The organism is Dactylosporangium sp. CS-033363, from assembly GCF_050942475.1.
GTDB lineage: Bacteria > Actinomycetota > Actinomycetes > Mycobacteriales > Micromonosporaceae > Dactylosporangium.
Genome location: NZ_CP192032.1, coordinates 8,539,689 through 8,563,633, shown reverse-complemented (window position 1 = coordinate 8,563,633; position 23,945 = coordinate 8,539,689). Strand labels below are relative to the sequence as shown.

Annotated in this window: 17 protein-coding genes; 12 read left to right on the top strand and 5 right to left on the bottom strand. The window is 73.2% G+C overall.

Going from position 1 to position 23,945, the window contains the following annotated elements; all coding sequences use genetic code 11:
- Window position 1: 1 nt before the first annotated feature.
- The 8 genes from ACQPZ4_RS39360 to ACQPZ4_RS39325 all read left to right on the top strand — a co-directional run bounded on the left by ACQPZ4_RS39360 (window position 2) and on the right by ACQPZ4_RS39325 (window position 12,478).
- On the top strand, window positions 2-1,267 hold the full coding sequence (locus ACQPZ4_RS39360) for a S8 family serine peptidase (RefSeq protein ID WP_433047867.1): 1,266 nt from the start codon (window positions 2-4) through the stop codon (window positions 1,265-1,267).
- Window positions 1,264-2,478, top strand: coding sequence for a S8 family serine peptidase (locus tag ACQPZ4_RS39355; RefSeq protein ID WP_433047864.1), 1,215 nt, complete (start codon window positions 1,264-1,266; stop codon window positions 2,476-2,478). The genes ACQPZ4_RS39360 and ACQPZ4_RS39355 overlap by 4 nt, the downstream gene beginning before the upstream one ends.
- The gene (locus ACQPZ4_RS39350) at window positions 2,468-2,914 is read left to right on the top strand and encodes a YbaB/EbfC family nucleoid-associated protein (protein WP_433047861.1); all 447 of its coding nucleotides are present in this window, start codon (window positions 2,468-2,470) and stop codon (window positions 2,912-2,914) included. The genes ACQPZ4_RS39355 and ACQPZ4_RS39350 overlap by 11 nt, the downstream gene beginning before the upstream one ends.
- A 102-nt stretch (window positions 2,915-3,016) precedes the next feature.
- A complete protein-coding gene (locus tag ACQPZ4_RS39345; RefSeq protein ID WP_433047858.1) occupies window positions 3,017-3,322 on the top strand; it encodes a hypothetical protein in 306 nt (101 codons plus the stop codon).
- Window positions 3,319-4,002, top strand: coding sequence for a hypothetical protein (locus ACQPZ4_RS39340; RefSeq protein ID WP_433047855.1), 684 nt, complete (start codon window positions 3,319-3,321; stop codon window positions 4,000-4,002). The genes ACQPZ4_RS39345 and ACQPZ4_RS39340 overlap by 4 nt, the downstream gene beginning before the upstream one ends.
- 37 nt (window positions 4,003-4,039) lie before the next feature.
- Window positions 4,040-10,810, top strand: a complete 6,771-nt coding sequence (locus ACQPZ4_RS39335) for a hypothetical protein (RefSeq protein ID WP_433047852.1) — start codon at window positions 4,040-4,042, stop codon at window positions 10,808-10,810.
- Window positions 10,797-11,498 (top strand): hypothetical protein, encoded by a 702-nt coding sequence (locus ACQPZ4_RS39330; RefSeq protein WP_433047849.1) that lies wholly within the window; start codon window positions 10,797-10,799, stop codon window positions 11,496-11,498. Before ACQPZ4_RS39335 ends, ACQPZ4_RS39330 begins: the two co-directional genes overlap by 14 nt.
- The gene (locus ACQPZ4_RS39325; RefSeq protein ID WP_433047842.1) at window positions 11,495-12,478 is read left to right on the top strand and encodes an SMI1/KNR4 family protein; all 984 of its coding nucleotides are present in this window, start codon (window positions 11,495-11,497) and stop codon (window positions 12,476-12,478) included. Before ACQPZ4_RS39330 ends, ACQPZ4_RS39325 begins: the two co-directional genes overlap by 4 nt.
- Window positions 12,479-12,538: 60 nt before the next feature.
- Here ACQPZ4_RS39325 and ACQPZ4_RS39320 read toward each other — a convergent pair whose 3' ends face one another.
- From ACQPZ4_RS39320 to eccCa, 3 genes are all read right to left on the bottom strand, one after another.
- Window positions 12,539-12,832, bottom strand: coding sequence for a WXG100 family type VII secretion target (locus ACQPZ4_RS39320; protein WP_433047839.1), 294 nt, complete (start codon window positions 12,830-12,832; stop codon window positions 12,539-12,541).
- Between the two features lie 11 nt (window positions 12,833-12,843).
- Complete coding sequence (locus ACQPZ4_RS39315; protein ID WP_433047836.1) at window positions 12,844-13,161, bottom strand: WXG100 family type VII secretion target; 318 nt, start codon at window positions 13,159-13,161, stop codon at window positions 12,844-12,846.
- Window positions 13,162-13,353: 192 nt separating this feature from the next.
- Window positions 13,354-17,304, bottom strand: a complete 3,951-nt coding sequence (eccCa, locus tag ACQPZ4_RS39310; protein WP_433047833.1) for a type VII secretion protein EccCa — start codon at window positions 17,302-17,304, stop codon at window positions 13,354-13,356.
- 106 nt (window positions 17,305-17,410) lie between these two features.
- Between eccCa and eccD the strand changes: the two genes are divergently transcribed.
- Window positions 17,411-18,805: a type VII secretion integral membrane protein EccD gene (eccD, locus tag ACQPZ4_RS39305; protein ID WP_433047830.1), complete on the top strand. Its 1,395-nt coding sequence runs from the start codon at window positions 17,411-17,413 to the stop codon at window positions 18,803-18,805.
- Here the strand turns inward: eccD and ACQPZ4_RS39300 are convergent.
- Together ACQPZ4_RS39300 and ACQPZ4_RS39295 are read right to left on the bottom strand one after the other, a co-directional pair.
- Window positions 18,802-19,464 carry a hypothetical protein gene (locus ACQPZ4_RS39300; protein WP_433047827.1) on the bottom strand — a complete coding sequence of 221 codons (663 nt, stop codon included), beginning with the start codon at window positions 19,462-19,464 and terminating at the stop codon, window positions 18,802-18,804. The two genes, eccD and ACQPZ4_RS39300, sit on opposite strands and share 4 nt — an antisense overlap.
- A gap of 20 nt (window positions 19,465-19,484) precedes the next feature.
- Window positions 19,485-20,654, bottom strand: coding sequence for a type VII secretion protein EccE (locus tag ACQPZ4_RS39295; RefSeq protein ID WP_433047824.1), 1,170 nt, complete (start codon window positions 20,652-20,654; stop codon window positions 19,485-19,487).
- A gap of 169 nt (window positions 20,655-20,823) precedes the next feature.
- Between ACQPZ4_RS39295 and eccB the strand changes: the two genes are divergently transcribed.
- The 3 genes from eccB (at window position 20,824) to ACQPZ4_RS39280 (ending at window position 23,943) form a co-directional block, all read left to right on the top strand.
- Complete coding sequence (eccB, locus tag ACQPZ4_RS39290) at window positions 20,824-22,314, top strand: type VII secretion protein EccB (RefSeq protein ID WP_433047822.1); 1,491 nt, start codon at window positions 20,824-20,826, stop codon at window positions 22,312-22,314.
- 82 nt (window positions 22,315-22,396) lie between these two features.
- Window positions 22,397-22,774, top strand: a complete 378-nt coding sequence (locus tag ACQPZ4_RS39285) for a hypothetical protein (protein ID WP_433047819.1) — start codon at window positions 22,397-22,399, stop codon at window positions 22,772-22,774.
- Window positions 22,771-23,943 carry a WXG100 family type VII secretion target gene (locus ACQPZ4_RS39280; protein WP_433047817.1) on the top strand — a complete coding sequence of 391 codons (1,173 nt, stop codon included), beginning with the start codon at window positions 22,771-22,773 and terminating at the stop codon, window positions 23,941-23,943. Before ACQPZ4_RS39285 ends, ACQPZ4_RS39280 begins: the two co-directional genes overlap by 4 nt.
- The last annotated feature ends 2 nt before the right edge of the window (window positions 23,944-23,945 follow it).

Sequence of the window (23,945 nt, the reverse complement as noted above, 5' to 3'; positions counted from 1 at the left end):
GATGACGAGGCTGACCGTGCGCCGTGCGATCGCGGCGACCCTGGCCGTCCTGGCCGGAGTGGCCGGCTCGGCGCTGGGGGCCGCGCCGGCTCAGGCCGACCCGGTGCGCCAGTACCAGTGGTACCTCAACCCGCTGAAGATCGCGCAGGCGCAGCAGGTCACCAAGGGCGCCGGCGTGGTCATCGCCGTGGTCGACTCGCCGATCTGGTCGGGCCAGCGCGACCTGGCCGGGCAGTTGCTGGAGGGCACCTCGACCAACGGCGGCCCGGCCAACGGCTGGGGCCCGGACAACGCGGACAGCGCGCACGGCACCGAGGTGGCGACCGTGATCGCCGGCAAGGGCGGCGGCGACGACCGCATGCTCGGCATCGCCCCGGCCGCGAAGCTCCTGCCGGTCGCGGCGTCCACCGGACTCAGCGGCACGCCGCGGACCATCTCCGCCGGCATCCGCTGGGCGGCCGACCACGGCGCCAAGGTCATCAACCTCTCCAACGGGCACAACGGCAAGGCCACGGCCGAGGAGGTCGAGGCGATCCGCTACGCCGTCTCGAAGGACATCGTGGTCGTGGCCGGCGTCGGCAACACCGACGAGGGCATGCGCGACGTGATCGCCCCGGCCAACATCCCCGGCGTCATCGCGGTGTCGGGGGTCGACCAGAACGGCGACTTCTGGGACGGCTCGGCGTCCGGGCCGGAGACGGTCCTCGCGGCGCCCGGCTCGCAGATGTCGGTCGGGTCGGTGACCGGGACCTACAAGACGGCCTACGGGCTCGCCGCCGGCACCAGCCTCGCCACCGCGATCGTGTCGGGCGTGGTGGCGCTGGTGCGCTCGAAGTACCCGCAGCTCGACGCGGCCAACGTGATCAACCGGCTGGTCAAGACGGCCAAGGACAACGGCGATCCGGGACGGGACAAATACTTCGGCTTCGGTACCGTACGCCCGCTGGACGCCCTCACCGCCGACGTGCCCGCGGTGACCGAGAACCCGCTCGGCGCTGTGCCGGCCGCCGCGCCCGGGGCGAGCGCCGGGCCCACCGAGGTGCCGAAGTCCAAGGCCGACATGGGCAAGGTGGCGTTCCTGATCGCGATCCCGGTCGTCCTGGTGCTGGCGCTGGTGGTCACGCTGATCGTGGTCGCCCGCTCGTCGGCGCGCCGGCGCCGGGCCGCCGCTCAGGCCTATCCCGCGCCGCCGCCGGGCTATCCACCACCACCGCCGCCGGGCTACCCGCCACCGCCTGGCAACACCAACCAGTGGACGCGGCAGTGAGGCGCCGGCTCGTCGCCGTCGCCGCGCTGGCCGGGCTGCTGGCCGCCGCCGTCCCGCCCACGGCCGCGCACGCCGCCCCGCGCAACGTGCGGGAGGCGCAGTGGTACCTCACGCCGTACAAAATCGCGCAGGTCCAACAGATCACCAAGGGTGCCGGCGTGACCGTCGCCGTGATCGACAGCCCGATCTATGCGACCCACGCCGACCTCGACGGGCAGGTCGAGCACGGCGGCACGACCGCGCCCGGCGGGCCCGCGGACGGGTGGGGGCCCGACGCCGCCGGCGTGGTCCACGGCACCGGCGTGGCCAGCATCATCGCGGCCAAGGGCGGCAGCAACGAGCACATGCTCGGCATCGCGCCGGCCGCGAAGATCCTGCCGGTGGCCAACCAGATCACCGGCGGCCAGTCCAACTCGGAGAGCACCTCGCAGGCCATCCGGTGGGCGACCGACCACGGGGCCAAGGTCATCAACATCTCGCTCGGGCACACCGGCGAGAGCCACCAGTACGAGCTCGAAGCCGTCAAGTACGCGCTCGACCACGACGTCGTGGTGATCGCCGGCATCGGCAACACCAACCTGGGCATCACCGAGCCGCTCGTGCCGGCCGGCATCCCCGGCGTCGTCGCGGTCACCGGCGTGGGCAACGACGGCAAGGTCTGGTCGGGCTCGGTGCGCGGGGCGGCCGCGGTGATCGCCGCGCCGGCCACGCAGGTGCCGGTGGCCATGCCCCCGTCGCAGTCCTCCACCACCTACGGCCTGGCCGACGGCACCAGCGCGTCGACCGCGTTCGTCTCGGGTGTCGCGGCGCTGATCCGGGCCAAGTACCCGCAGCTCAGCGCGGCGAATGTGATCAACCGGCTGATCAGAACGGCGAAGGACGCCGGCACCCCGGGCCGCGACGCCGACTACGGCTTCGGCGTGGTCCAGCCGCTGGAGGCGCTCACCGCCGAGGTTCCCGAGGTGGCCGCCAACCCCCTCGGCGCCCCGGCGGTGGCACCCTCCGCGAGCGCGTCGGCCGAGCCGCTCGCCGCGGGTGCGCCGGTCGGGGTCAAGGGCGGCATCCCCACATTCGTCCTGGTCGGCGTGGCGGCGGCGGCCGGGCTGCTGCTGGTGCTGGTCCTGGTGGCCGTGATCGTGATCGTCCGCGCGCGCCGCCGGCCGGTGGCTCCCGCCTATCCGCCCGCTGGAGGCTACGACCGTGCGCGCTGAGTATCAGGCCCACATCGACGAGCTGCTGCAGCAGTACAAGCAGGTCCGGGACAACCTCGGCCGGATGCAGCGGGAGATGGCCGAGCTGACCGCGACCGCCACGTCCGAGGACGAGCTGGTCAAGGTGACCGTCGACCACCGGGGCGCGCTGACGGCCGTGGACATCAACCCGCGGGCGTTCCGGGCGCTCGACTCGGCGACCCTCGGCGAGAGCATCGTGGCCACGGCCAAGGCCGCCACCGACGACCTGCGCCGGCGGGTCCAGGAGCTGGTCACCCCGAACATGCCGGACGTCGCCGGGCTGTCGGGGATGGGCGGCGACTTCGACTTCAGCAAGATGTTCCCGGCCGACCCGCAGGACATGCCGGGCCTGCGCGACATGCGCCCCGGGCCCGGTCAGGGCGGCCCGGGCGGCCGGCCGCCGCGGACCGGCTGACGTGGGGCGCCCGGCCCTCGTCAGGCCGGCTCGGGCGGCCGGCCGCCGCGGACCGGCTGACGTGGGACGCCCGGGAGTGACCGCTGTCGCTAGGCTGTCGGCATGAGCGGGTACTGGATCGACGGGCCGCAGGTGAAGACGGCCGCCAAGTCCTACACGGACCTGGGCAACCGCATGCAGGAGGTGCTCCAGGCACTGGTCGACGGCATCGGCGCCGAGGGCCACTGCCAGGGCGGCGACCAGTACGGCGAGGCGTTCGACAAGAACTACTCCGACCCGAAGATCAACGCGCTCGAGTTCTTCCCGCAGATGCGCGACGGCCTCAAGGACATGGCGGCCGGCCTGGTGGAGATGGCCGACACCACCGCCCGCGGCGAGGACGCCAACGACAAGAAGTTCCAGAAGTGACCGGCACGCCCGCGCTGCGCATCGCGGCGGTCTTCGACGCGGTGGACGACGACGGCTCGCCCTACTTCTCGGCCGACCGGCGGCGGGTCGTGGACCCGGCCGAGCGGGAGTCGCTGATCCGCTACCTGGAGTCGGCCCCGATCGTGCTGCGCGCGTCCGGCTTCGAGGTCGATCCGCTCGACCCCGCGGCCGGCCGGGCGGTGCCGCTGAGTTACCGCACCGACGGCGTGTGGGTGTGGCAGGACGCGTCCGCCTACTACCTCCGCACGCGGGGTTGCGCCCCCGACGACGACCTCGTCGCGCACATCGCCGCGCGGGATTTTCAGGCGCCTTCGACGGTACCGGATGAGCTTTCGGACAAGGCCGCCGAACTCGCGATGTCGACGGCGCCCCCGCCGCCTCCCACGGGACGGCAGCGCGCGACCTATTTCGCGAGCATGCTCAACGCCCGATACACGCCGGAGCATCCGAGCGGCCTGTGGCGGCAGTGGCGCACCGAGCAGGGCGCGCGCATGGACGAGTCACTGCCCCGGACCATGGTCTGGTCGCGCACCTCGGCGTTCATCGACATCGAGCTCGGGGAGTCCGACAAGGAGTACCAGGAGATCGCGCCGCGGCTGGCGGCCCGGATCGCCGATCGCTGGTGGTCCGACTGGCGCACCGACCGACCCGGCACCTGACCGGACCGACTGCTGGACGCACGGGGGGAGGACCGCCATGGGCATGGAGTTGCCGGGCGAGCTGCAGTGGCTTGAATGGATCGTCGGCTCCGACTGGCCCGAGGGCGACGAGGACGCCCTGTGGCGGCTCAAGGACGTCTGGCTGGAGGCGGCCCAGGGCGCGCAGAGCGTGCTGGACGAGGGCAACGCGGCGTCGCTGCGCGTCCTCGGCGCGGTCGGCGGCGAGCTGGCCGACCACTTCACCCAGTACTGGGCACGCTACAGCGAGGGCGAGGACGCGTACCTCCCCAAGCTCGTCGAGCTCTGCAACTCCCTCGGCGAGCTGTGCGACCAGACGGCGCTGCAGATCGAGTTCGCGAAGTACCAGTTCATCATCGCGCTGATCATCCTGGCCATCCAGATCGCCTACTACCTGGCGATGGCGATCCCGTCCTTCGGCGCCTCCACCGCGGCCATCCCGGTGGCCGAGGTCGCCACGCAGTCCTTCATCCGCATCATCGCCACGAACGTCATCAAGACGATGATCTTCATGATCGTCCAGAACGTCCTGAGCGACGTCGTCATCCAGGCGATCCAGATCGGCGAGGGGCACCGTACCCACTTCGACACCTCCACCCTCGGCACCGACGTCATCAACGGCGCCATCGCGGGCGTAGCGTTCGGCGTGGCCGGCGGCGGCGTCCACATGGGCGCGTCGAAGTTCATGCCAAACTTCACGAAGAGCTTCCTGGGCCGCATGACCACGGGCGCGGCCGGCAACACGTTCGGCGCCCTGGGCCTGGCCGTGGCGACCGGCGAGCCGATCACCTTCGACTCCCTTGCGAAGCAGGCGACGGCGGGCGCCTTCATCGGCGGGGCCAACTTGGGCGGGCACGGCTTCGTACGGCAGGACGAGCACGGGCAGCCGCTGAGCACCGGTGGCGAGCACTTCGAGACGAACACCGAGCTGACCACGGGCCGCCCGGGCGCGGAGACCGACTTCGCGGCGGGCCGGCCGGGCGCGCAGACGGAGTTCACGACGGGCCGACCGGGCGCGGAGACCACGAGCGGCGAGACGCATGTGGCCCAGCCGAGCCAGGACCACATCCTGAGCGTGCTGAACGGCGAAACCACGACGACGGGCCACACCTCGTCCTCGGCCGAGACCACGACGGTGGCCGCCCACCCGACGACGACCGAGCACGTCACCACCACGACCGCGGGTCACACGGCGACGACCGATCACGTCACGACCACCACCGCGGGTCACACGGCGACGACCGATCACGTCACGACCACCACCGCGGGGCATGCGGCGACGACCGAGTACGTCCCCACCACCGCGGGGCATGCGGCGACTTCGACGGTCTCGACCGGTCACGCGGCCACGACCGACCATGTCTCGACCACCTCCGCCACCTCGACCGCCCATCCGACGACCACCGAGCATGCGGTGACGGTCGAACGCCCGGGAAGCGGTCAGGAGCCCGGGGTGACGCTGGCCGACGCGGGCACCACCTTCGCCGCGCCGGAGGGGTTCGTCACGTCGGGAGGTGCTCGCCCGGAGCCGGTACGCGCCGAGCCGGCCCGCACCGAACCCCCCGCCACCACCACCCCGGCCGTGGCCACGGGCCCCGCCGTCATGTCCACCGGCTACGAGTCGGCCGCCGGCACACGCTCGGGCGGCACCATCCCCACGCAGCGGTCCGGCGAGACCTACACCGCATCGGCGACCGACCGCACAGCCACCACCACGGACCGCACCGGGACCGCCACCGACCGAGCGGCAACCACGACGGGGCGCCCGGGAACCACGACCGACCGCGCCGCAACGACCACCGACCGCGCGGCGAGCACAACCGATCGCGCAGCAACCACCTCCGACCGCGCGGCAACGACCACCGAGCGAGCGGCTACCACAACCGATCGCGCGGCAACCTCCACCGACCGCGCGGCAACCTCCACCGACCGCGCGGCAACGACCACCGAGCGAGCGGCTACCACATCCGATCGCGCGGCAACCTCCACCGACCGCGCGGCGAGCACGACCGAGCGCGCGGCGACCACGACTGAGCGCCCTTCGACCACCACCGAGCGCCCGGCTCCCGGTCATCAGCGTCCGGGGACCGAAGAGCACTCGAGGCCGCCCGCGCGTCGTGAGAACGAGTTCGCCGATCGGGGCACGGAGCCGCACGACGACACCCCACCGCGGGACGGCAACCCGCCGCACGACGAGACGCAGCCGCGGGACGGCAACCCGCCCCGCGAAGAGACCCAGCCGCCGCGAGACGAGTCGCAGCCGCGCGAGGAGATTCAGCCGCCGCACGACGAGACGCAGCCGCGGGACGAGACGCAGCCGCGGGACCAGACTCAGCCTCACGACGAGACTCAGCCTCACGACGAGACGCAGCCGCGGGACGAGACGCAGCCGCGGGACCAGACTCAGCCTCACGACGAGACGCAGCCGCGCGATCAGACTCAGCCTCACGACGAGAGTCAGCCGCGCGATGAGACGCAGCCGCGCGATGAGACTCAGCCTCACGACGAGACTCAGCCTCACGACGGGACTCAGACGCAGGACGAGACGCAGCCGGCGCACGATGAGACGCAGGCGCACGAGGAGCAGGCGTCCACTGAGGAGTCTGTTCAGGCCGACGAGACCGTGGCTCAGCAGCCGGCGCTCACTGCTGATCAGGAAGTGGTGGCCGACCGGGCGTTGGAGCATGCCAAGCAGGCCGAGAAGGTGCTCACCCCGGAGATGCACAGGCTGGCCGAGGAGGTTGGCGGGCAGCTGCGGGGGGAGGACCACCGGCTGAAGGACGACGTGTCCTTCAAGCGCAAGCTTGCGGCGGACATCGCCGAGGATCCGGCTGCCTCGCTGGACGAGCATCTGGCGAACATGAAGGACACCGTCAGGTACACCGTCGGGTTCTCCGACGGGGAGTACACGCAAGGCGCGCGGCGGACGCTCGACTATCTGACCAACGCGGTGGACGAGCACGGCAACCATCGGTTCGAGCCGGTGTCGTTCAAGAACTTCTGGCACCGTACCGAGGGCTATGTCGGGATCAACACCGCCTGGCACGATCGGGTCACGGGGCACACGTTCGAGGTGCAGATCCACACGGGCGAGAGCTATCACGCGAAGACCGTGTCGCATGATGACTACAAGATTCTGCGCAGTACTTCGAAGGACTCCGAGGGCTACGCCGACGTGAAGGCGCGGCACGACGACCACTACAAGGACGTCGTGTACCCGGAGGCCGCGAAGGACATCCGGCTCACCGCGGAGGGGCAGCAGCGCCTGGCCGCGCAGGAAGCCCTCGAGAAGGCGCGGTTCGCGGAGCCGTCCAAGGACCGCCCGACCAGCGGTACGCCGCCCGGTCGCGACACGCCCCCGCCCGCCGCCGAACACGCGCCCGCCGGTGAGCACCCGCCCGCGACGCTGCACGAGCCGGGAACGACGGTGCGCGAGCCGGGAACGACGGTGCGCGAGCCGGGAACGACGGTGCGCGAGCCGTCGGCCGGGACGACCCAGCATGAGCCGGGAACGACGGTGCGCGAGCCGGGAACGACGGTGCGCGAGCCGGGAACGGTCCAGCACGAGCCGTCGGCCGGGACGACCCAGCACGAGCCGCCCGCCGGATCGACCCGGCACGAATCGCCGGCTGGGGCGCATGAGCACGGGCCGGCCGCCCACGAGCGGCCGCCGGCGCGTGAGCACGAGCAGGACGGGCAGCAGCGGCCGCCCGCGCCTGAGCAGGACGGGCACGAGCAGCAGCCGCGGGCCGAGCAGGAGCAGCCGCAGGACGGGCATGAGCCGCTCGGCGAGCACAGCCAGCCGGTGCCGGACCCCCGGTTCGTCAGCGACGAGGTCGCCCTCGACCTGGTGCGCGACCATGCCCGGCAGACGCCGGCCGGGTACTCGTTCTATCCCGACGGCGACCGGATGCACCGCTTCGCCGAGACGTACCCGGCGCGCCCCGGCGAGGTCGTGCTCGACCTGCACGGCTCGCCCGCGGGCTTCCGGATCGGCGAGCGGTGGATGACCGGCGAGCAGTTCGCCCGCGCGTTCGAGCAGCTGCGTGCGGAGGGCCGCATCCAGGTCGGCGAGAGCCGGCACATAAGGCTGGCTTCCTGCGAGGTCGGCCGGGGCGAGAACTCCCCGGCTTCCGTGTTCGCCCGCGAGACCGGGTACACCGTCGAGGGCCCGACCGAGCGAATGTGGACCGACCTGAACGGCAAGGAGTGGGTCTCCTCCGGCCACATGGTGAACGGTCGATGGCTTCCGGTCGAGCCGCCCAACGGCCACTGGCGCACGTTCGGCCCCGACGGCGTGGAGCGTCCGCCGGCCGGCCAGCCGGAGCCCCCGGGCCGCCACCGCGCGGCCGAGCCGCCCACCGAGACCCAAAGGCCCCCGGGGCCGGGTGAGCCCGCCGCCGAAACGCAGCAGCACACGCGGCCGGGTGAGCCAACCACCGAGGCGCAGCAGCACACGCGGCCGGGTGAGCCAACCACCGAGGCGGAGCAGCACCCACGGTCCGGGGAGCCCACCGGCGCCTTCGACGCGAACGCCGCGCACCATGAAAGCGGCCAAAGCGAGCACGACCGCGCAAGCGGGCGCGACGAGGTCGCCGATCGCGGTGCGCACGATCCGCTCGCCGAGCCGGTGCAGCGGGTCATGCGCCCGCCCGTGTTCCGGTTCCAGGACTTCTACGGCGACCCGCACTGGATCGAGCGGGCGCACGCCTACGAGCGGGCCGTCGGCGCGCACCTGTACCAGCACCCCGACGTCATCGCCGCGTCGCGGCAGGCTGTCACCGATCTGCGCGCCGCCATGGTGCGGCTCGAGACGCTGCTCGATCCGACCGCGTCCGAGCGGGCCATCCAGCGCCGCGTCGACAGCACGTTCTTCCGCAGCGACAACCCCAGCAGCGCCGGCCAGGTCGGCTGGATGCTCGGCCGCGAGCCGATCCTCACGGGCCAGGAGCACGCGGTACCGCCGGCGAACGTGCGCGAGCTGATGACCGCGTACTACAACGCCGCCTTCGACAACCGCGGGAGCGGTCACACGCTCGTCGAGCTGGTCATCCGGGCGCGCGACGCCGGCGTGCTCGACCAGGTGTCCGATGTCGTCAACGTCGACTTCGTGCGCCAGCTCGGCGCCGCGCGGCCGATGGTGCTCGAGGAGTCGCTGCCGCACCTCGTGCGCGAGTCGGACCGGGCCGCGCACAACCTCGCGGAGTTCAACGAGAGCCGCGACCGGTACTGGCGCACCCCCGCCGAGCAGCGCGCGCACGCCAGTACGCCCGCGGACTACGAGCGGCTGGGCGTGCCGCTGAGCGAGCGCGAGACGGCGTACCAGGAACGGTTCATCCGCCGGCCCGTCGAGGAGGACACCCGGCTGCGCATCCGCGAGGGCGGGGTGCTGCACGAGGTGCAGGGGCCGTGGGCCGACCGGATGCGCGAGGCCGGCTTCCCGGTCGTCGACGGCGTCTCCGGCACCACCGCGCGCATGCTGATCGCGCACGAGCTGATGCGGCCCGCGTCGCACGTCACCTCCGGCGAGTTCATGGCCGGGCTGATGGGCTGGATGCTGCCGGGGCCGGACCACTCGATGCTGGAGGTCATGCGCGGCGCCGACGCGGCCGGGATCGGGCGGATGGATCCGATCACGTCCACGCACGACTTTTCGCCCATCGACTTGTACCGCTGGCTCCCGGTCGACACGCACGAGTTGCGCACCTTCCTGCCGGACGGGCTGCTGCCGCACGAGTCGCTCTACCTGGAGCGGGCCCGCGAGGGGGGCTTCAGCGAGGTCACGCCCGAGGTGTACGAGCGCACCCGCGAGCGGTACGAGGAGTTCCGGACCCGGGACGTCGAGCGCTGGCTCGAGGACAACGGCATCGACCCGCACGACGAGGCGGCGGTGCACGCGGTGCGCGACGGGCTGACCGAGGCGCACGCGGTGGCGATGGCGGTGTACAGCCGCTACGGGTACTCCCTGCTGAACACGATGATCCGCGAGCAGCTCGACCCCGGGGCCACCGGCGGCGCGACCGAGTTCTCGAACAAGATCATGCGTACCACGTCGGACTACCTGGAGCGGATGGCGACCGGCCGGCCGATGCACGCGCCGGAGTTCGTGCGCAACCTGATGCACGAGGAGCCCGCCGACGGGGCGTCGCGGCAGTTCAACTCGCCGCCCAGCGCCCTGGCCCGGGACTGGCTCGACGCCAACCACCGGGTGAACGAGGCCACCGCGGCCGGCGACGCCGCGGCGGTGGACCGGGCGATGGCCGACCGGGTGGCCGCCCGGGAGGCGATCGACGCCCAGGTGCGCGACGGCATTCCGGGCCTGCGCGCCGAGATGCGCTGGCACGCCGACATGATCCACGACGGGCTCATGCGGATGCCGGCCGTCGGCAGCCACGAGCCGGTCTACGCCTTCCGCGGCGACGGCATCAGCGAGCCGGCCAAGCGGGTGCTGTACGGCACGCCCACCGACCCGGTCGGCCACACCACGCAGGTGGTGAGCCTGAGCCGGGACGTCGGCGAGGCGATGAAGTTCATGGGCCGCGACCCCGACCCGAGCAAGGCGATGGTCGTTTACGTGCTCTCCGGGGAGTCGGCCCGCGACATCGCGCCGTTCTCGTGGTACCCGAGGCAGCAGGAGGCGGTCCTCCCGCCCGACGTGCAGACCCGCCGCGCCGACCCGGCCACGCTGCCTCCGGAGATGCTCGCGGACATCCGTGAGAGGCTACGGCGGGCAGGGCAGGAAGACGCCGAGATCATCGTGATGACGGAGGTGCCGTATGGCGCCAGCTGAGGACCCCGACGTCGAGGTGCACCTGCAGTGGTGGCCCGCGGCGCGCGGGTTCGCGCCGGGCACCGGGGACGAGTACTTCGTCCAGCTGCACGAGCTGCTGCTCGCCCTGGCCGGCCGGCTCCCGGACGCCGACCTCGTGTCGCTGCGGCGCTCCGTCGTCACCGATCTGGCCGTGGTACCCGAGGCAACCGTCGTCTCCGCGCTCGACGCCGGCGTGGCCCTCACCCGGCCGGAGGTCAACGCCGTCGTCGAGATCTCCCGCGCCTTCGGCGTGCCGGGCGGGGAGACGCCGAGGCTGGCCCGGCTCGCGCTGATCGACGCCGTGCCGGACGACCCGCGGCGGTTCACGGCCCGCCCCGGCGTGCCGCAGGACTTCACCGACGTGTCCGCCGCCGCCTCGCTGAAGTACGAGCGCGGCCCGCTGCGGATCTGGCGGGCCTGGCGCGCCGACGCCGGCGGGCCGCGGCGGGTCTACCTGGCCGAGGTGGCCCCGGCGACCGAGGCCTGGCTGCTGACCGACCGCTTCCAGCAGGACCTGGCCAAGCTGATCGCCGCGCGGCCCGCGGAGGCCGGCGACGTGGTGCCGACGGTCGAGATCTTCTGGGCGGGGTGGGAGCACGGGCCGTACCAGCGAAGGGCTCTGGAAACCGGCGAGCTGCTGTGGTCGCGCGACGGGGGCGCGGCGTGACCACCACCGACCCGTCCGCGCCGTCGCCGATGGAGCACGCCGGCCAGCTGCTGTTCCCCGGGCCGGACGTGCTGCGGGAGCGCTACCCGGACGGCGTCGAGATCATGCCCTACGGCGTCCCGGACTGGATCCCCTACGCCCGGCTGCTCGTCGAGGTCCCGCCCGCCCCTCGCGACCTGGGCTGGGACGAGGCGCGGGTGCTGGGCGTGCAGACCGCCAACGAGCTCGGCCGGCGCGGCGGCGATCCACTGTGGAGCGACGGCGGCACGTTCACCCCGGCCGGCTGGACGTGGGCCCGGCTGCCGCTGAGCCGTCAGCTGGGGCTCGTCCCGATCGAGTTGTACGGCTCGTTCCGCCACGTCGGCGGCGTGAGCACCAGCCGCAACGACCGCACCCGGCGGGGCCTGCGCGGCACGGAGGGTCCCGCACCCGGCTGCCGGGTGGAGGCGACGCTCGCCGAGGACGCCCTGGCCGGGATCGAGCAGGCGCTCGGGCGGCCGCTGCCGGCCCCGTACCGGCACTACCTGGCCGCGAGCAACGGCGGGCGGCCGGAGTTTCCGGCAGTACACCCGGCGGGCGGTTTCGTGGTCGACCAGCCGCTCTTCGGCGCCGTGCCGGACGGTGGCGACGTGCTGGCCGACCTGGTGCAGCAGCAGGCGGCCATGCGCGACCGGGTCGAGGAGGGGCTGCTGGCGGTCGGCTTCGTGCAGGGCGGCGCGCTCGTGCTGGACCTGGACCGCGGGCCGGTCTATCACCTCGACGACGACGACCCCCACGACCAGCAGGGTTACACGCCGGACGCGATCACCAGGAACCTGCTGCGGTACCTCGCGCCGGACTTCGAGACGTTCTGGATGAGCCTGCGCGCGGTGCCGCCGGCCCTGCGGGAGACCGCCGAGCGGCACGCGGCGGAGGGCTGGGCGCGCACGCTGACCCATCCGAGGCTGGGCCGGAGCCTGCCGGCGCGCATGCGGGCCTGAAACGCCGAGCGGGCCCGGTCGCGGCGTGCGCGGCCCGGGCCCGATGCGAACCAGCTGGGCTCAGCCGGCGTCCCACACGTGGGTGTTGTTGATCTCGTTCTGCTTGTAGTTGCCGTGCGCCGAGCCGACCAGCGCGCCGGTCTTGGCCAGCACGGTGTTCAGGTCCGCGATCGCCTGGTCCCACTGGGCCTGGTAGCCCAGGTAGGCCTGCTGGTCGGAGCCCTCCCACGAGATCCGGGCGAGCCGGCTCTTGAGGTCGGCCAGCTTCTGCTCGATGCGCTGCGAGATCTGGATGATCTGCGCCTCGCCGTCCTGCAGGGCCGCGTAGTTGACGTAAACTTCGCCGTCGCTCATGTGCGTTCCTCTCAGGACGGGTTGATGCCGGCGATGATGCTGTTGACGGCGGCCTGCTGGTCGGCGTCGGTCTGCTGGTGCATGCCCGCGGACTTCTCGAGCGCGTCCGCGATGCCCTCGAGGGCGAGCAGCACCCGGCCGACGTCCTGCTGCCACTGCCCGGCCAGGCCCTGGAACGCGGTGGCCGCGGAGCCGCGCCAGCCGCTGAGCATGTGGGCGACGGTCCCGTCGAAGCCGCGGACCTCGCCGTTGATCTCTTCCTTGACCGCCCTGACGTCCTTAGCAGCCTGATAGAGCGTGGTGAAATCCACGCTACTGGTACCGCTCATACCCGCGCCCTTCCTCTGCTGACTCACTTCATCGATGCGCCGGCCGGCTGACCGTCGCGGTCACCGCGGCCGTCGCCGTCCGTGAGTGGCGGCACGACCCCGTGCATCGTCTGCACAAAACGGTAGCTGATGGGGGCCGCTCCCCGCTGACCCCATTTACGGTGGTCTACCCGCGCAACCTACTGCGGACGGTCACGCCGGGTCCACCCAGGCGGTCTGGATCAGCTCCACGTTCTCGGCGTTGCGCACCAGGAACCCGCGGCCGGGCGGCTGCGGGCTCGGCTTCAGCGTGCCGAACAGCGCGCCCTCCTCGCGGTTGCCGGACATCTGCAGGCCGGGCGAGTTGATCTCGCGGAGCCGCTGGATGACCGGCTCGTACAGCGCCCGGGCGGCACCGCCGGTGCGCCGCGCGACGATCAGGTGCAGGCCCACGTCGCGGGCCTGGGGCAACAGGTCGACCAGCGCCGACACCGGGTTCCCGCCGACGCCGGCCACCCGGTCGTAGTCGTCGATCAGCACGAACACCTCCGGACCCTTCCACCAGTTGCGCTTGCGCAGCTGGTCGGGGGTCACGTCCGGGCCGGGCAGCCGGTTGGTGATGGCCTGGCGGACCGAGTTGAGGGTGTCGGTGAGCGCCTGGCCCGAGGGGGAGTAGGCCAGCTGGTACTCCGCCGCGAACGCGCCGAGCAGCCCCCGCCCGTAGTCGCCGACGACCAGTTTGGCCTGGTCCGGCGTGTACCGGTCGATGATCTGGCGGCCGATCAGCCGCAGCAGGTTGGTCCGGCCCGAACCCGAGTCGCCGAAGACGATCAGGTGCGGATCGACGTCGAAGTTGAGGTACACGGGCGCCAGGTAGGCCTCGTTGATCCCGATCGGGATGCCGGGCTGCGCGCGGTCCGTGACCCGGGCCAGGTCCGCCGCGGGCAGCAGTCGCGGCAGGAGCCGCACCTTGGGCGAGGGGCGGCCGGTCCAGCTCTCCGCCACCCGCTTGACCAGGTCGGCCACGCCGTCGGAGACGTCGGCCGGGAGCTGGCTGCCGTCGATGCGCGGCAGGGCGGAGAGGAAGTGCCGCTTGTCGTGGGTCAGGCCGCGGCCCGGCACCCCGGCCGGCACGTTGGCCGCGGCCCGGCGGTCGATCTCCGACTCGTTGGGGTCGCCGAGGCGCAGCTCGATCCGGGTGCCGATGAGGTCGCGCAGGTTGCTGCGGACCTCGGCCCAGCGGGTGGCGCTGATCACGATGTGTACGCCGAAGCCCAGGCCGCGCGGGGCGATCTGGGTGGTGACGACGGAGACCAGCTCCTCGTACTCCTCGCGCAGCAGGCCCCAGCCGTCGACCACCAGGAACACGTCGCCGAACGGGTCCTCGGGGAAGTCGCCGGCCGCCCGCCGCGCCCGGTAGGCCGCCATCGAGTCGATCGCGTTGGCGGTGAACCGCGCCTCCCGCTCGTCGAGCAGGGCGGCGACCTCGGCGACGGTACGGCGCACCGCCTCCGCGTCCCGCCGCCCGGCCACCCCGGCGGTGTGCGGCAGCCCGTCGAGCACCCGCAGCGTGCCGCCGCCCAGGTCGATGCAGAAGAACTGGGCCTCGGCCGGGGTGTGGGTCAGGGCGAGGGAGCCGATCAGCGAGCGCAGCAGGGTGCTCTTGCCGGCCTGCGGCCCGCCGACCACGACCACGTGCCCGCCGGCGCCGTCGAGGCTGAGCCCCATCGGGTCGCGGCGCTGCTCGAACGGCCGGTCCACGATGCCGACGGCGGCCATGAGCCGGCCGTTGCCGTTCCAGCCGGCCGGGCTCAGGCCGCGGGCGGGGTCGACGGACAGGGCCGGCAGCAGCATGTCTAGCGTGGACGGTTCGGCCAGCGGCGGCAGCCAGACCTGGTGGGCCGCCGGACCCTGGCCGCGCAGCTTGCCGATCATCACGTCGAGCATCGAGATCTGCTTGCCCTCGTGCTCCGGCTCCGGCTCGGGCGCCTTGGGCTGCTCGGGGATGGCGACCCGGGCCGTGCCGTACGGCACCACCCGCTGCTGCACCCGCACCTGCGACCCGGGCGTGGAGCTGATCTCGCGGTACGGCCCGGAGACGTACGCCGCCCGGAAGCGCAGCATCGTCGTGGTGTCGACCTTGAGGTACCCGTGGCCGGGCGCGCCGGGCAGCTCGTAGGCGTCGGGCACACCGAGCACGATGCGGCTCTCGATGGGCGAGAAGGTGCGCAGGCCGATGCGGTACGACAGGTAGGTGTCCAGGCCCCGCAGCTTGCCCTCCTCCAGGCGCTGCGAGGCGAGCATGAGGTGCACGCCGACCGACCGGCCGATCCGCCCGATCTGGATGAACAGGTCGATGAAGTCGCCCTTGTCCTGCAGCAGCTCGCTGAACTCGTCGCAGATCACCATGAGGCTCGGCAGCGGCTCGAGCGGCTCGCCGGCCCGGCGGGCCTTCTCGTACTCGTGCCGGTTGACGTAGTTGCCCGCCGAGCGCAGCAGCTCCTGGCGCCGGACCAGCTCGCCGCGGATGGCCTCCTGCATGCGGTCGACCCGGGGCAGGTCGTTCTTGAGGTTGGTGATGACGGCGCTGGTGTGCGGCAGCGCCTCCATCGAGGCGAAGGTCGCGCCGCCCTTGTAGTCGATGAGGACGAAGTTGAGGTCCTCCGAGGAGTGGTTGACGGCCAGCGCCGAGACGATGGTCCGCAGCAGCTCGCTCTTGCCGGCGCCGGTCGCGCCGACGACCAGGCCGTGCGGGCCCATGCCCTCCAGCGCCGACTCCTTGAGGTCCAGCTCCACCACGGAGCCGTCCGGGCCGGGGCCGAGCGGGATGCGCAGCTGCTCCCGCAGCGGCCGGGTGCGCCAGTTGACCCGGATGTCGATGTTCGCGGCGTCGCCGATGCCCAGCAGGTCGGGCAGGTCCATGGTCCGGGCCAGCGGCTCCTCGCCGCCGGCGCGCTGGGACAGGCGGTACGGGGCGAGCTGGCGGGCCAGGCCCTCGGCCTGCTGGACGCTCATCGCGTCGGGCGCGCCCAGCGAGGTCGCCTTGTCGCCCTGGCTGACCTGGGCCGAGCCGGGCGCCACGGTGAGGTGCAGCAGCCACCGGCCGGCGTCGCGGGGCACCATCCCGGACAGGTCGAGCACGGTGGTGCCCTGCAGCCCGGGGCCGAGCAGCTGGCAGGTCGGGGCCACCTCGCCGCCGTCGAGGACCACCAGCACGTGCGCGGCGGTGGTCAGCGCCTTGTTCTCCGGGCGGTGCCGCTGCCGGCCGGCCAGCTCGTCGCCGAGCAGGTCCTCCATCTCGGCCAGGGTGGAGGTGACCAGCCGGACCGGACCGGCCCCGTCGACCTGGCGCGGGCTCTGGGCGTGCGGCAGCCACTTGACCCACTCCCACTCGCGCTGCCGCTCGGGCGCGGCCACCACGGCGATGAGCAGGTCCTCGGGGGCCTGGAAGGTGGCCAGCTGGCACAGCAGCGAGCGGGCCAGCGCGGTCGCGGTCGGCCGGTCGCCCTGCAGCACGACCCGCCCGAACGCCCGCAGCGACACCGCGATCGGCAGGTTCGGCACGATGGAGTGGGCGCGCACGAAGCGGCGCAGCCCGATCGCGCTCATCGGCTCGAGGTCGGCCAGCGGCTTGGTCTCCGGGGTGACCAGCTTCACCGCGAGCTTCTGCGGGCCGACCGCCACCCGGACCTGGCCGAAGTCGTCGTCGGTGATCCGCCGCTCCCACATCCGGCGGGACGCGGCGATCGACCACAGCGCGTCGGGCTGCGGATACATCCAGGACAGCGCGGCGCGCTGCTGGGCCGCGGCGCGCCGGGCCTGCCGGCGGACCTGGGCCAGGTACCGCATGTAGTCCCGCCGCTCGGCGTCGATCTCCGCCTTGCTGGTGCCGCCGCCCCCGTTGGCCATCGAGCCGACGCCCATGCCGAGCATCGAGACCGCGAAGATCGCCCCCGTGACGTACGTCATCATCCCGCCGCCGCGGCCGGCGTACATGAACGCCATCGCGCCCGCGCCGGCCACCATCGGCAGCATCATGAGCAGCCGCCCGGCGCCGCCCGGCAGGTTCTCGGGAAGCTCCGGCGGCGACTCCAGCAGCAGCTCGCCGCGGGGCAGCTGCGGGCCGGACAGCCTGGCCGGCCGGCCGAAGATGACGGTACTCACGATTCCTCCCCTGGCACCCGCGGGCCCCGCCAAGGGGCTCGTTGTGGGTACGCTCTGCCCGACATCGAGAGAGCCTAATGGTCCTGACGCCGAAGGAGTGCCCCTCGTGCCGACCGTTGCCAGCGGCGGGCTCAGCAAGGTCACCATCGTGGCCCCGCAGAGCCGGGTGGACCTCGCCCTGCCGGCCGATGTTCCCATCGCCGACCTGCTGCCGACCCTGCTGCGCTACGCCCGGCCGGACCTGGCCGACGACGGCGTGACGCACGGCGGCTGGGTGCTGTCTCGGCTCGGCGGGGTGCCGCTGGACTCCTCGCGGACCTCGGCCCAGCTGGACATCCGCGACGGCGAGATGCTCTTCTTCACGCCCCGTGCGCAGGCCGCGCCCGAGGTGGTCTTCGACGACGTGGTCGACGCGGTGGCCACCGGCACGCAGGAGCGCGGCGGGCGGTGGCAGGCGGCCAACGCCCGCCGGTTCGCCCTCGGCCTCGGCGTGGCCGCGCTGCTCGCCGGGGCCCTGGTCGCGCTGGCCGCCGGGCCGCCGCAGCTGCCGGGCGCGCTGGTCGCGCTGGCCGTGGCGGTCGCGCTGGTGCTGACCGCGCTGATTGCCTCGCGGGCGCTGTCCGACAGCCGCTCCGGGGTGGCCTTCGGCCTGGTCGGCGTGGTGTACGGCGGGATCGGCGGCCTGCTCGTGCTGGCCGGCGGCCGCTCCCTGGGCGACCTCACCGCGGCCCACGTGCTGGTCGGCGGCGCGGCCGTGGCGGTGTTCGCCAGCCTGGCCGCGGTCGCGGTGGCCGACGCCACCCAGGTCTTCCTGGCCGCCGCCGCGGTCGGGGTGGCGATCTGCCTCGGCGCCGCGGTGGACCTCGTGTTCGGCGGCAGCCCCGCGGCCGGCGCCGCCGTCGTGTTCGCGCTGGCGTTCGCGCTGCTGCCGGCGACGCCGATGCTCGCGTACCGGATGGCCCGGCTGCCGATTCCGACGGTACCGAATGATCCCGAAGAACTGCGCGCCGACGCCACCACTGTGGACGGTCAGCGGGTGCTCGCCCAGAGTAAGCGGGCCGACGACTTCCTGACGGCGATGCTGGGCTGGGTGGCCGCGGTCGGGCTGGGCGCGGCCGTGATCCTCGCCATCGGGCACACGCTGGCGAGCCTGATCCTGTGTTCGGTGCTGGCGCTGCTGCTGCTGATCCGGGCGCGCTGGTTCCTCGGGCTGGGCCAGCGGCTGCCGCTGCTGATCGCCGGCTCGGCCGCGCTGGGTGCGGTCGCCCTCGCCGGGTTCCTGGAGACGTCCGCGATGCAGCGCCTGACGCTGGTGCTCGGCACGCTGATCGTGCTCGCCGTGATCAGCGTCGGCTACGGGCTGTCCGGGGCCGGGCGCCGGATCAGCCCGGTGTGGGCGCGCGTGCTTGACATCATCGAGACGGTGCTGATCGTCTCGGTGGTGCCGCTGGTGCTGTGGGTCTGCGACCTGTACGGCTGGATCCGCTCGATCAAGCCCTAGCGAGACCTGTGCGGGGCGCCGAAGAAGTGCGTCTCGGCGGCGGTCGGGCTGACCCACACGTAGCGGTTGGCGCCGCCGCCGACCAGCGCGATCATGTCGTCGTGCATGGCCTGGACCAGGCCCGCCGTGCGCCCGTCGAGGCGCAGCAGGGCCGCCTCCTCGGGGGCCAGGCGCTGGGCGATCAGCAGCGTCGCCGAGCCGGCCACCGCCGCGCCGGGCGGGGTCAGCCAGGGCAGCACGGTCAGCCGGGTCTGCCAGGGGGCGAGGTTGCCGCGCGCGGCCGGGGCGTACGGGCCGAAGTCGTCGATCAGCAGCACCGGGCTGGACCAGCTCGCGGTCGCCTTGATGGGCCGGTCGCCGACGATGACGGCGAGCCGGTCGGTGCCGCCGTGGGTGGCGCGGACCAGCGGCTGCCAGCGCTCGGGCGCGGTGGTGCTGACCGCCACCCACGCCCCGACCGCCAGCGCCCGGAACGCGACCAGGGACGCCAGCCACCAGCCGCCGATGAGCGCCACGCGCACCGGCTCCTCGCGGAACATCCGGACCGGCACGAGCGCGCGCTCGACGCTGCGGCCCAGGACCAGCCCGGCCGGGTCGGCCCCGAACCGCAGCCAGGCGAGCTGGTCGACCGCGCCGACGTGCGTACCAGTGCTTGTCATGCCGTCCCTCACGCTCATGCTCACGCGCCGCCGCCGGTGGGGCAGGTGGCGTACACGGCCGGGCCGTGCTCGTCGTCGAGCCGGCGGACCCGGCCCCCGGCCTGCCGGGCCAGGTCCTCCACGGCCTTGCCGGCCTGCGCGATCCCGGCGGACGGCGCCCCGATCCGGATCAGCCCGCGCAGCCCGACCTCGCCGTTCTCCGGGCTCACCAGCACCGACACGCTCACGAGCAGGGCCGGCAGCCGGCTGAACCCGGCCAGGAAGTCCGTCGGGCGCCCGCCCGGCCACTCGGTGACCTCGTAGCAGACCTGGGCGAGATGGCTCGACTGCCAGAAACGCCCCTGTTCGGTACCGGGAGCAGCCGCCCCGCCGCTCGCCCCGCTGACGGCGTCGAGCAGTTCGAGCCCGTCCAGGATGCGATAGGGAACGTCCACCTCAGACAGCGCCTTGCCGACCCGGGCGATGCTCGTGGCGAGCGCCCGGTGCACCCCGTCCAGCCCGCCGCCCCGGCTCGCGGCGGCGTCGGCGGCGTCGGCCGGGGCGAGCCGAAGCGCCACCCACAGCGCCTGGTCGGCCTGCACGGCGTCGGATCCGAGCAGTTCGCGGTACGACTGGACGAGCGGGGCGCCGGACCCGACGGCCTGGGTCGGCGCGGGCAGCACGCAGCTGACCACCTGCAGGCGGGAGACCGGGACCGAGGTCTCGGTGAACACCCGGGCCAGGCGGTCCAGCGTGAACGCGGCCCGGCGGGTGCCGTCCATGGACGAGAACGGGGCCACGACGAGGGCGCAGTACCAGCCGTGCTCGTCCTGGCCGATGCCGATGTCACTGCCGCGGTCGTGGTGCTCGCGGATCGCCGCGCCGGGGGCCAGCGCGGCCAGCGCCACCAGCCGCGGGTCGCCGCTGCGGGTCGCCGTGGCCATCGCCCGGCGGGCGGCCAGCCGGCGGGAGCGCACCGCCGCGCGCCGGCGCAGCTGGGTCGGCCACCACCGGCCGCCGATCCGGATCGACACGACCAGCAGCAGGATCACCGCGACCGCGCCGGACGCGATGCGCAGGAAGGGGTCGACGGACAGGACGGCGACGACGATGGCGAGCAGCGCGACCTGGGCCGTCATCACCCGGCCGACCGGAAAGTCGCCCAGCGCACCGCGCCGCCGGCGGATCGCGAAGACCGCCTGTGCGCTCACCCGCTGTCGCGAAACTGTGGCCGTCGCCGCCATCCGCTGCCTCTCCCCGTCGACCACCCGGCTTCCGTGGCGATCCGGGTCCCCGCAGCCTATCGGTCGGCACCTATCCTGGGGGGGCCGCGCCGACCCCCGGTGCGAGCCGGTGGCGCCGAAATGAGGATGAGTTGCCATGCGTACCCGCAGTGAGCAGGTACAGGCCCACCGATTCGTCACCCGGCGGATCGCGTCGGCCCTGCTCTCCGGGGAACCGGAGACGACCGACCTGCCGATGCGCCGGCTCGGTCTGGCCATCTTCGGCAGCGTGATGCTGGCCACCATCGTCTTCGCGGCCTTCGGCATCTACGGCCAGATCAGGCCCGGCGGCGGGACGCTCGAGGACAACTCGATCGTCATCGAGCAGGAGTCCGGCGCCCGCTTCGTCTATTTGCAGGGCCGCTTGTACCCCGTGCTGAACTACGCCTCCGCCCGGCTCATCATGGGCAGCCCGGCGCCCAACGTGTCCACGGTGTCCAACCGCAAGCTGCGCGACATCCCGCGCGGCGTGCCCGTCGGCATCGCCGGCGCGCCCGACTCGCTGCCGGATCCCGGCTCGCTGGTCGGCCTGCCGTGGCAGGTGTGCGAGGGGCCGCGCTCGACCTCCAGCCCGACGCTGACCACCTCGCTGCTCATCGGGACCGCGGTGCCGGACGGGGCGGGGCTGGGCGACGAGGGTCTGCTGCTCACGTTGGGCGACGGTGGTACGGCCTACGTGCTGCTGCACGGCGTCCGGCTCAAGGTGACCGGCGGCACGGCGGGCAATCCGGTCCGCGCCGCGCTCAACCTGTCCTCGGCGCGGCCGGTGGTGGTCGACGACGCGTTCCTCAACGCGCTGCCGGCCGGACCCGACCTCGCGGTGCCCTCGATCCCCGGCAAGGGCGGCAACAGCCAGAAGAAGCTCAACGGGGCGAATGTGGCGATCGGGACGCTGTACCACACGAACGACACCTTCTACGTGATGCTCGCGCAGGGCCTGGCCACGATCGGCGAGGTGACGGCCAACCTGCTGGTGGCGGGCGGGGCCGCGCGCCCGGCCGAGCTGTCGCCGTCGGCCATCGGCACCGTCCCGATCACCGGCGACTTCGACCCGCCGGGCATGCCGCGCAACCTGTGGACCATGCACCAGGTGCCCAACGGGGCCACGGTCTGCGCGAAGTTCACCAGCCAGGCCGACCCGGCCACCCAGACCGTCACCGTCGACCTGCACAACCAGATCCCGGGCACCCTCGCGCAGATCACCGCGGGCGACGTGAGCGCGCCGCGGGTCGGCGTCGACGGGGTGGTCAGCGCGGACCGCGTGGTCATCGCGGGCGGGCACGGCGCGCTGGTGCGGCTGCTGCCGGTGGCGGGGTCCTCGGCCGGCACCACGGTCTACATGATCACCGACCAGGGCATCAAGTACCCGCTCGAGGCGACGGCGAGCTCCGGCGGGGCGAGCGCCGCGCCGTCCGGGCAGGGGGCGCAGAGCTCGCTGGGATATGCGGACGTGAAGCCGGTACCGATCGATCGGGACCTGCTCGCGCTCGTGCCCACCGGCCCGGTGCTGAGCCCCGCCGCCGCGTTGAACTTCGCGGCCGCCGCCACCGCGGCCGCGCCGACTCCGACGGTCCGGCCGTCGAGTTGAACGGGGCGGCGCGGATGGGCGTGTATCGATTACTGTAGGCAGTATTCGGTCGGGACCGATGGCTACGGGGGTGGGACTGGTCATGGCAGGCGAAAACTCCTCGATCAACATGATCTCGTTGGTCGAGTTCAACAATCGGCTGGCCGGGCGGCTCAGTGAGGCCGACACCGTGCTCACCGCCCTGCGCCAGGACCCGGTGCTGACCGCCGGCGGCCTGGTGAAGGCGCCGAAGCTCGGCAACTTCACCGACGCGCTGAAGGCCGAGCAGGACTACACCACGCTGTACAACCAGTTCGTGGAGCGCCTCCAGCAGCTGCACAACGCGATCACGGCCGCGCAGAAGGCGACCACCACGATCGCCGCGAACTACCGCACCACCGAGTCGCTGAACACGGCCGGGGCCAAGGAGATCACCAACGCCCTCGCCGACGTGCCCACGGCCCTGGGGGAGCAGTCGTGACCGACGATTTCCACGCCAAGTACGCGGGCCTCGACCACGAGCGGCTGTACCAGCAGCTGATGGCCGGCGACCCGGACCAGATCGACGCGGTCGCCGCGAAGATCAGCTCGATGCGCGACTCCCTCGGCACCCTGCGCGACACCCTGCACACCGACCTCGCCGGCCTGGCCAAGGGCTGGTCGAGCGACTCGGGCACGGAGTACCAGCGCCGCCTGGGCCTGATCGGCTCCTTCTCCACCGCCCTGCACTCCGACCTGGACTCGGTGCACACCACCCTGACCAGCTGGTCCGGCCTGCTGCGGGAGGCCAAGAAGCGGGCCGAGTCCGAGGCCAACCCGGCCGACACGGACGACAACAACAGCACCGTGAAGGACGCCGCCATCGGCGCCGCGGCCGGCGCCCCGCTCGGCGTCCCCGGCATGCTGGCGGGCGGCCTGATCGGCGGCTGGATGGGCCACAACCAGGACGAGGAAGAGCGCCAGAAGGCCCACGACCGCATGATCACGCTGGTCGCCACCCTGGCCGCGAACTACACGACGAGCGACCGCATGCCCGAGACGGTCTCCATCGCCGACTCCGAGATGCCGGTCGACTCGACGAACCCGCTGACCTTCGGCACCTCCACCGGCACGACGTCGTCCCCGCACGGCGTGCACGGCACCGGCGCCGCGGTGAACACGGCCGCCCCGGTGGTGGACGCGACGAAGACCGACGAGGTGGCCCTGCTCTCGGGCACCGGCGACCAGGTCGGCCTGACCACCACGGGCGACTCCCTGGCCATCGGCGGCCTGCCGGGCTCGACCGGCAGCGGCTCCCTGCTCAGCAACGGCACCCTGGCCGCCACCGCCCTGGGCGCGACCGCGGCCGGCATCGGCGCGCTGGGCGCCACCGGCCGCCTGCCCTTCGGCACCGGCGGCAACCTGGCCAGCGCCGAGGCCACCGGCGGCAGCGGCGTCGGCCGCCCCGGCAACCTCTTCTCCGGCACCGGCGGCCGCGTGGCGGACGAGGGCGCCCTGGGCATCAACCGCGGCACGGGCGCGGCCGGCGCCCGCCGAGGCGCCGACGACGAGGACGAAGAGCACCGCACCTGGCTGACCGAGGACGAAATGGTCTGGGGCGACGACCAGTCCACCGCCCCTCCGGTCGTCGGCGGCGACCAGGAGTCCTGATC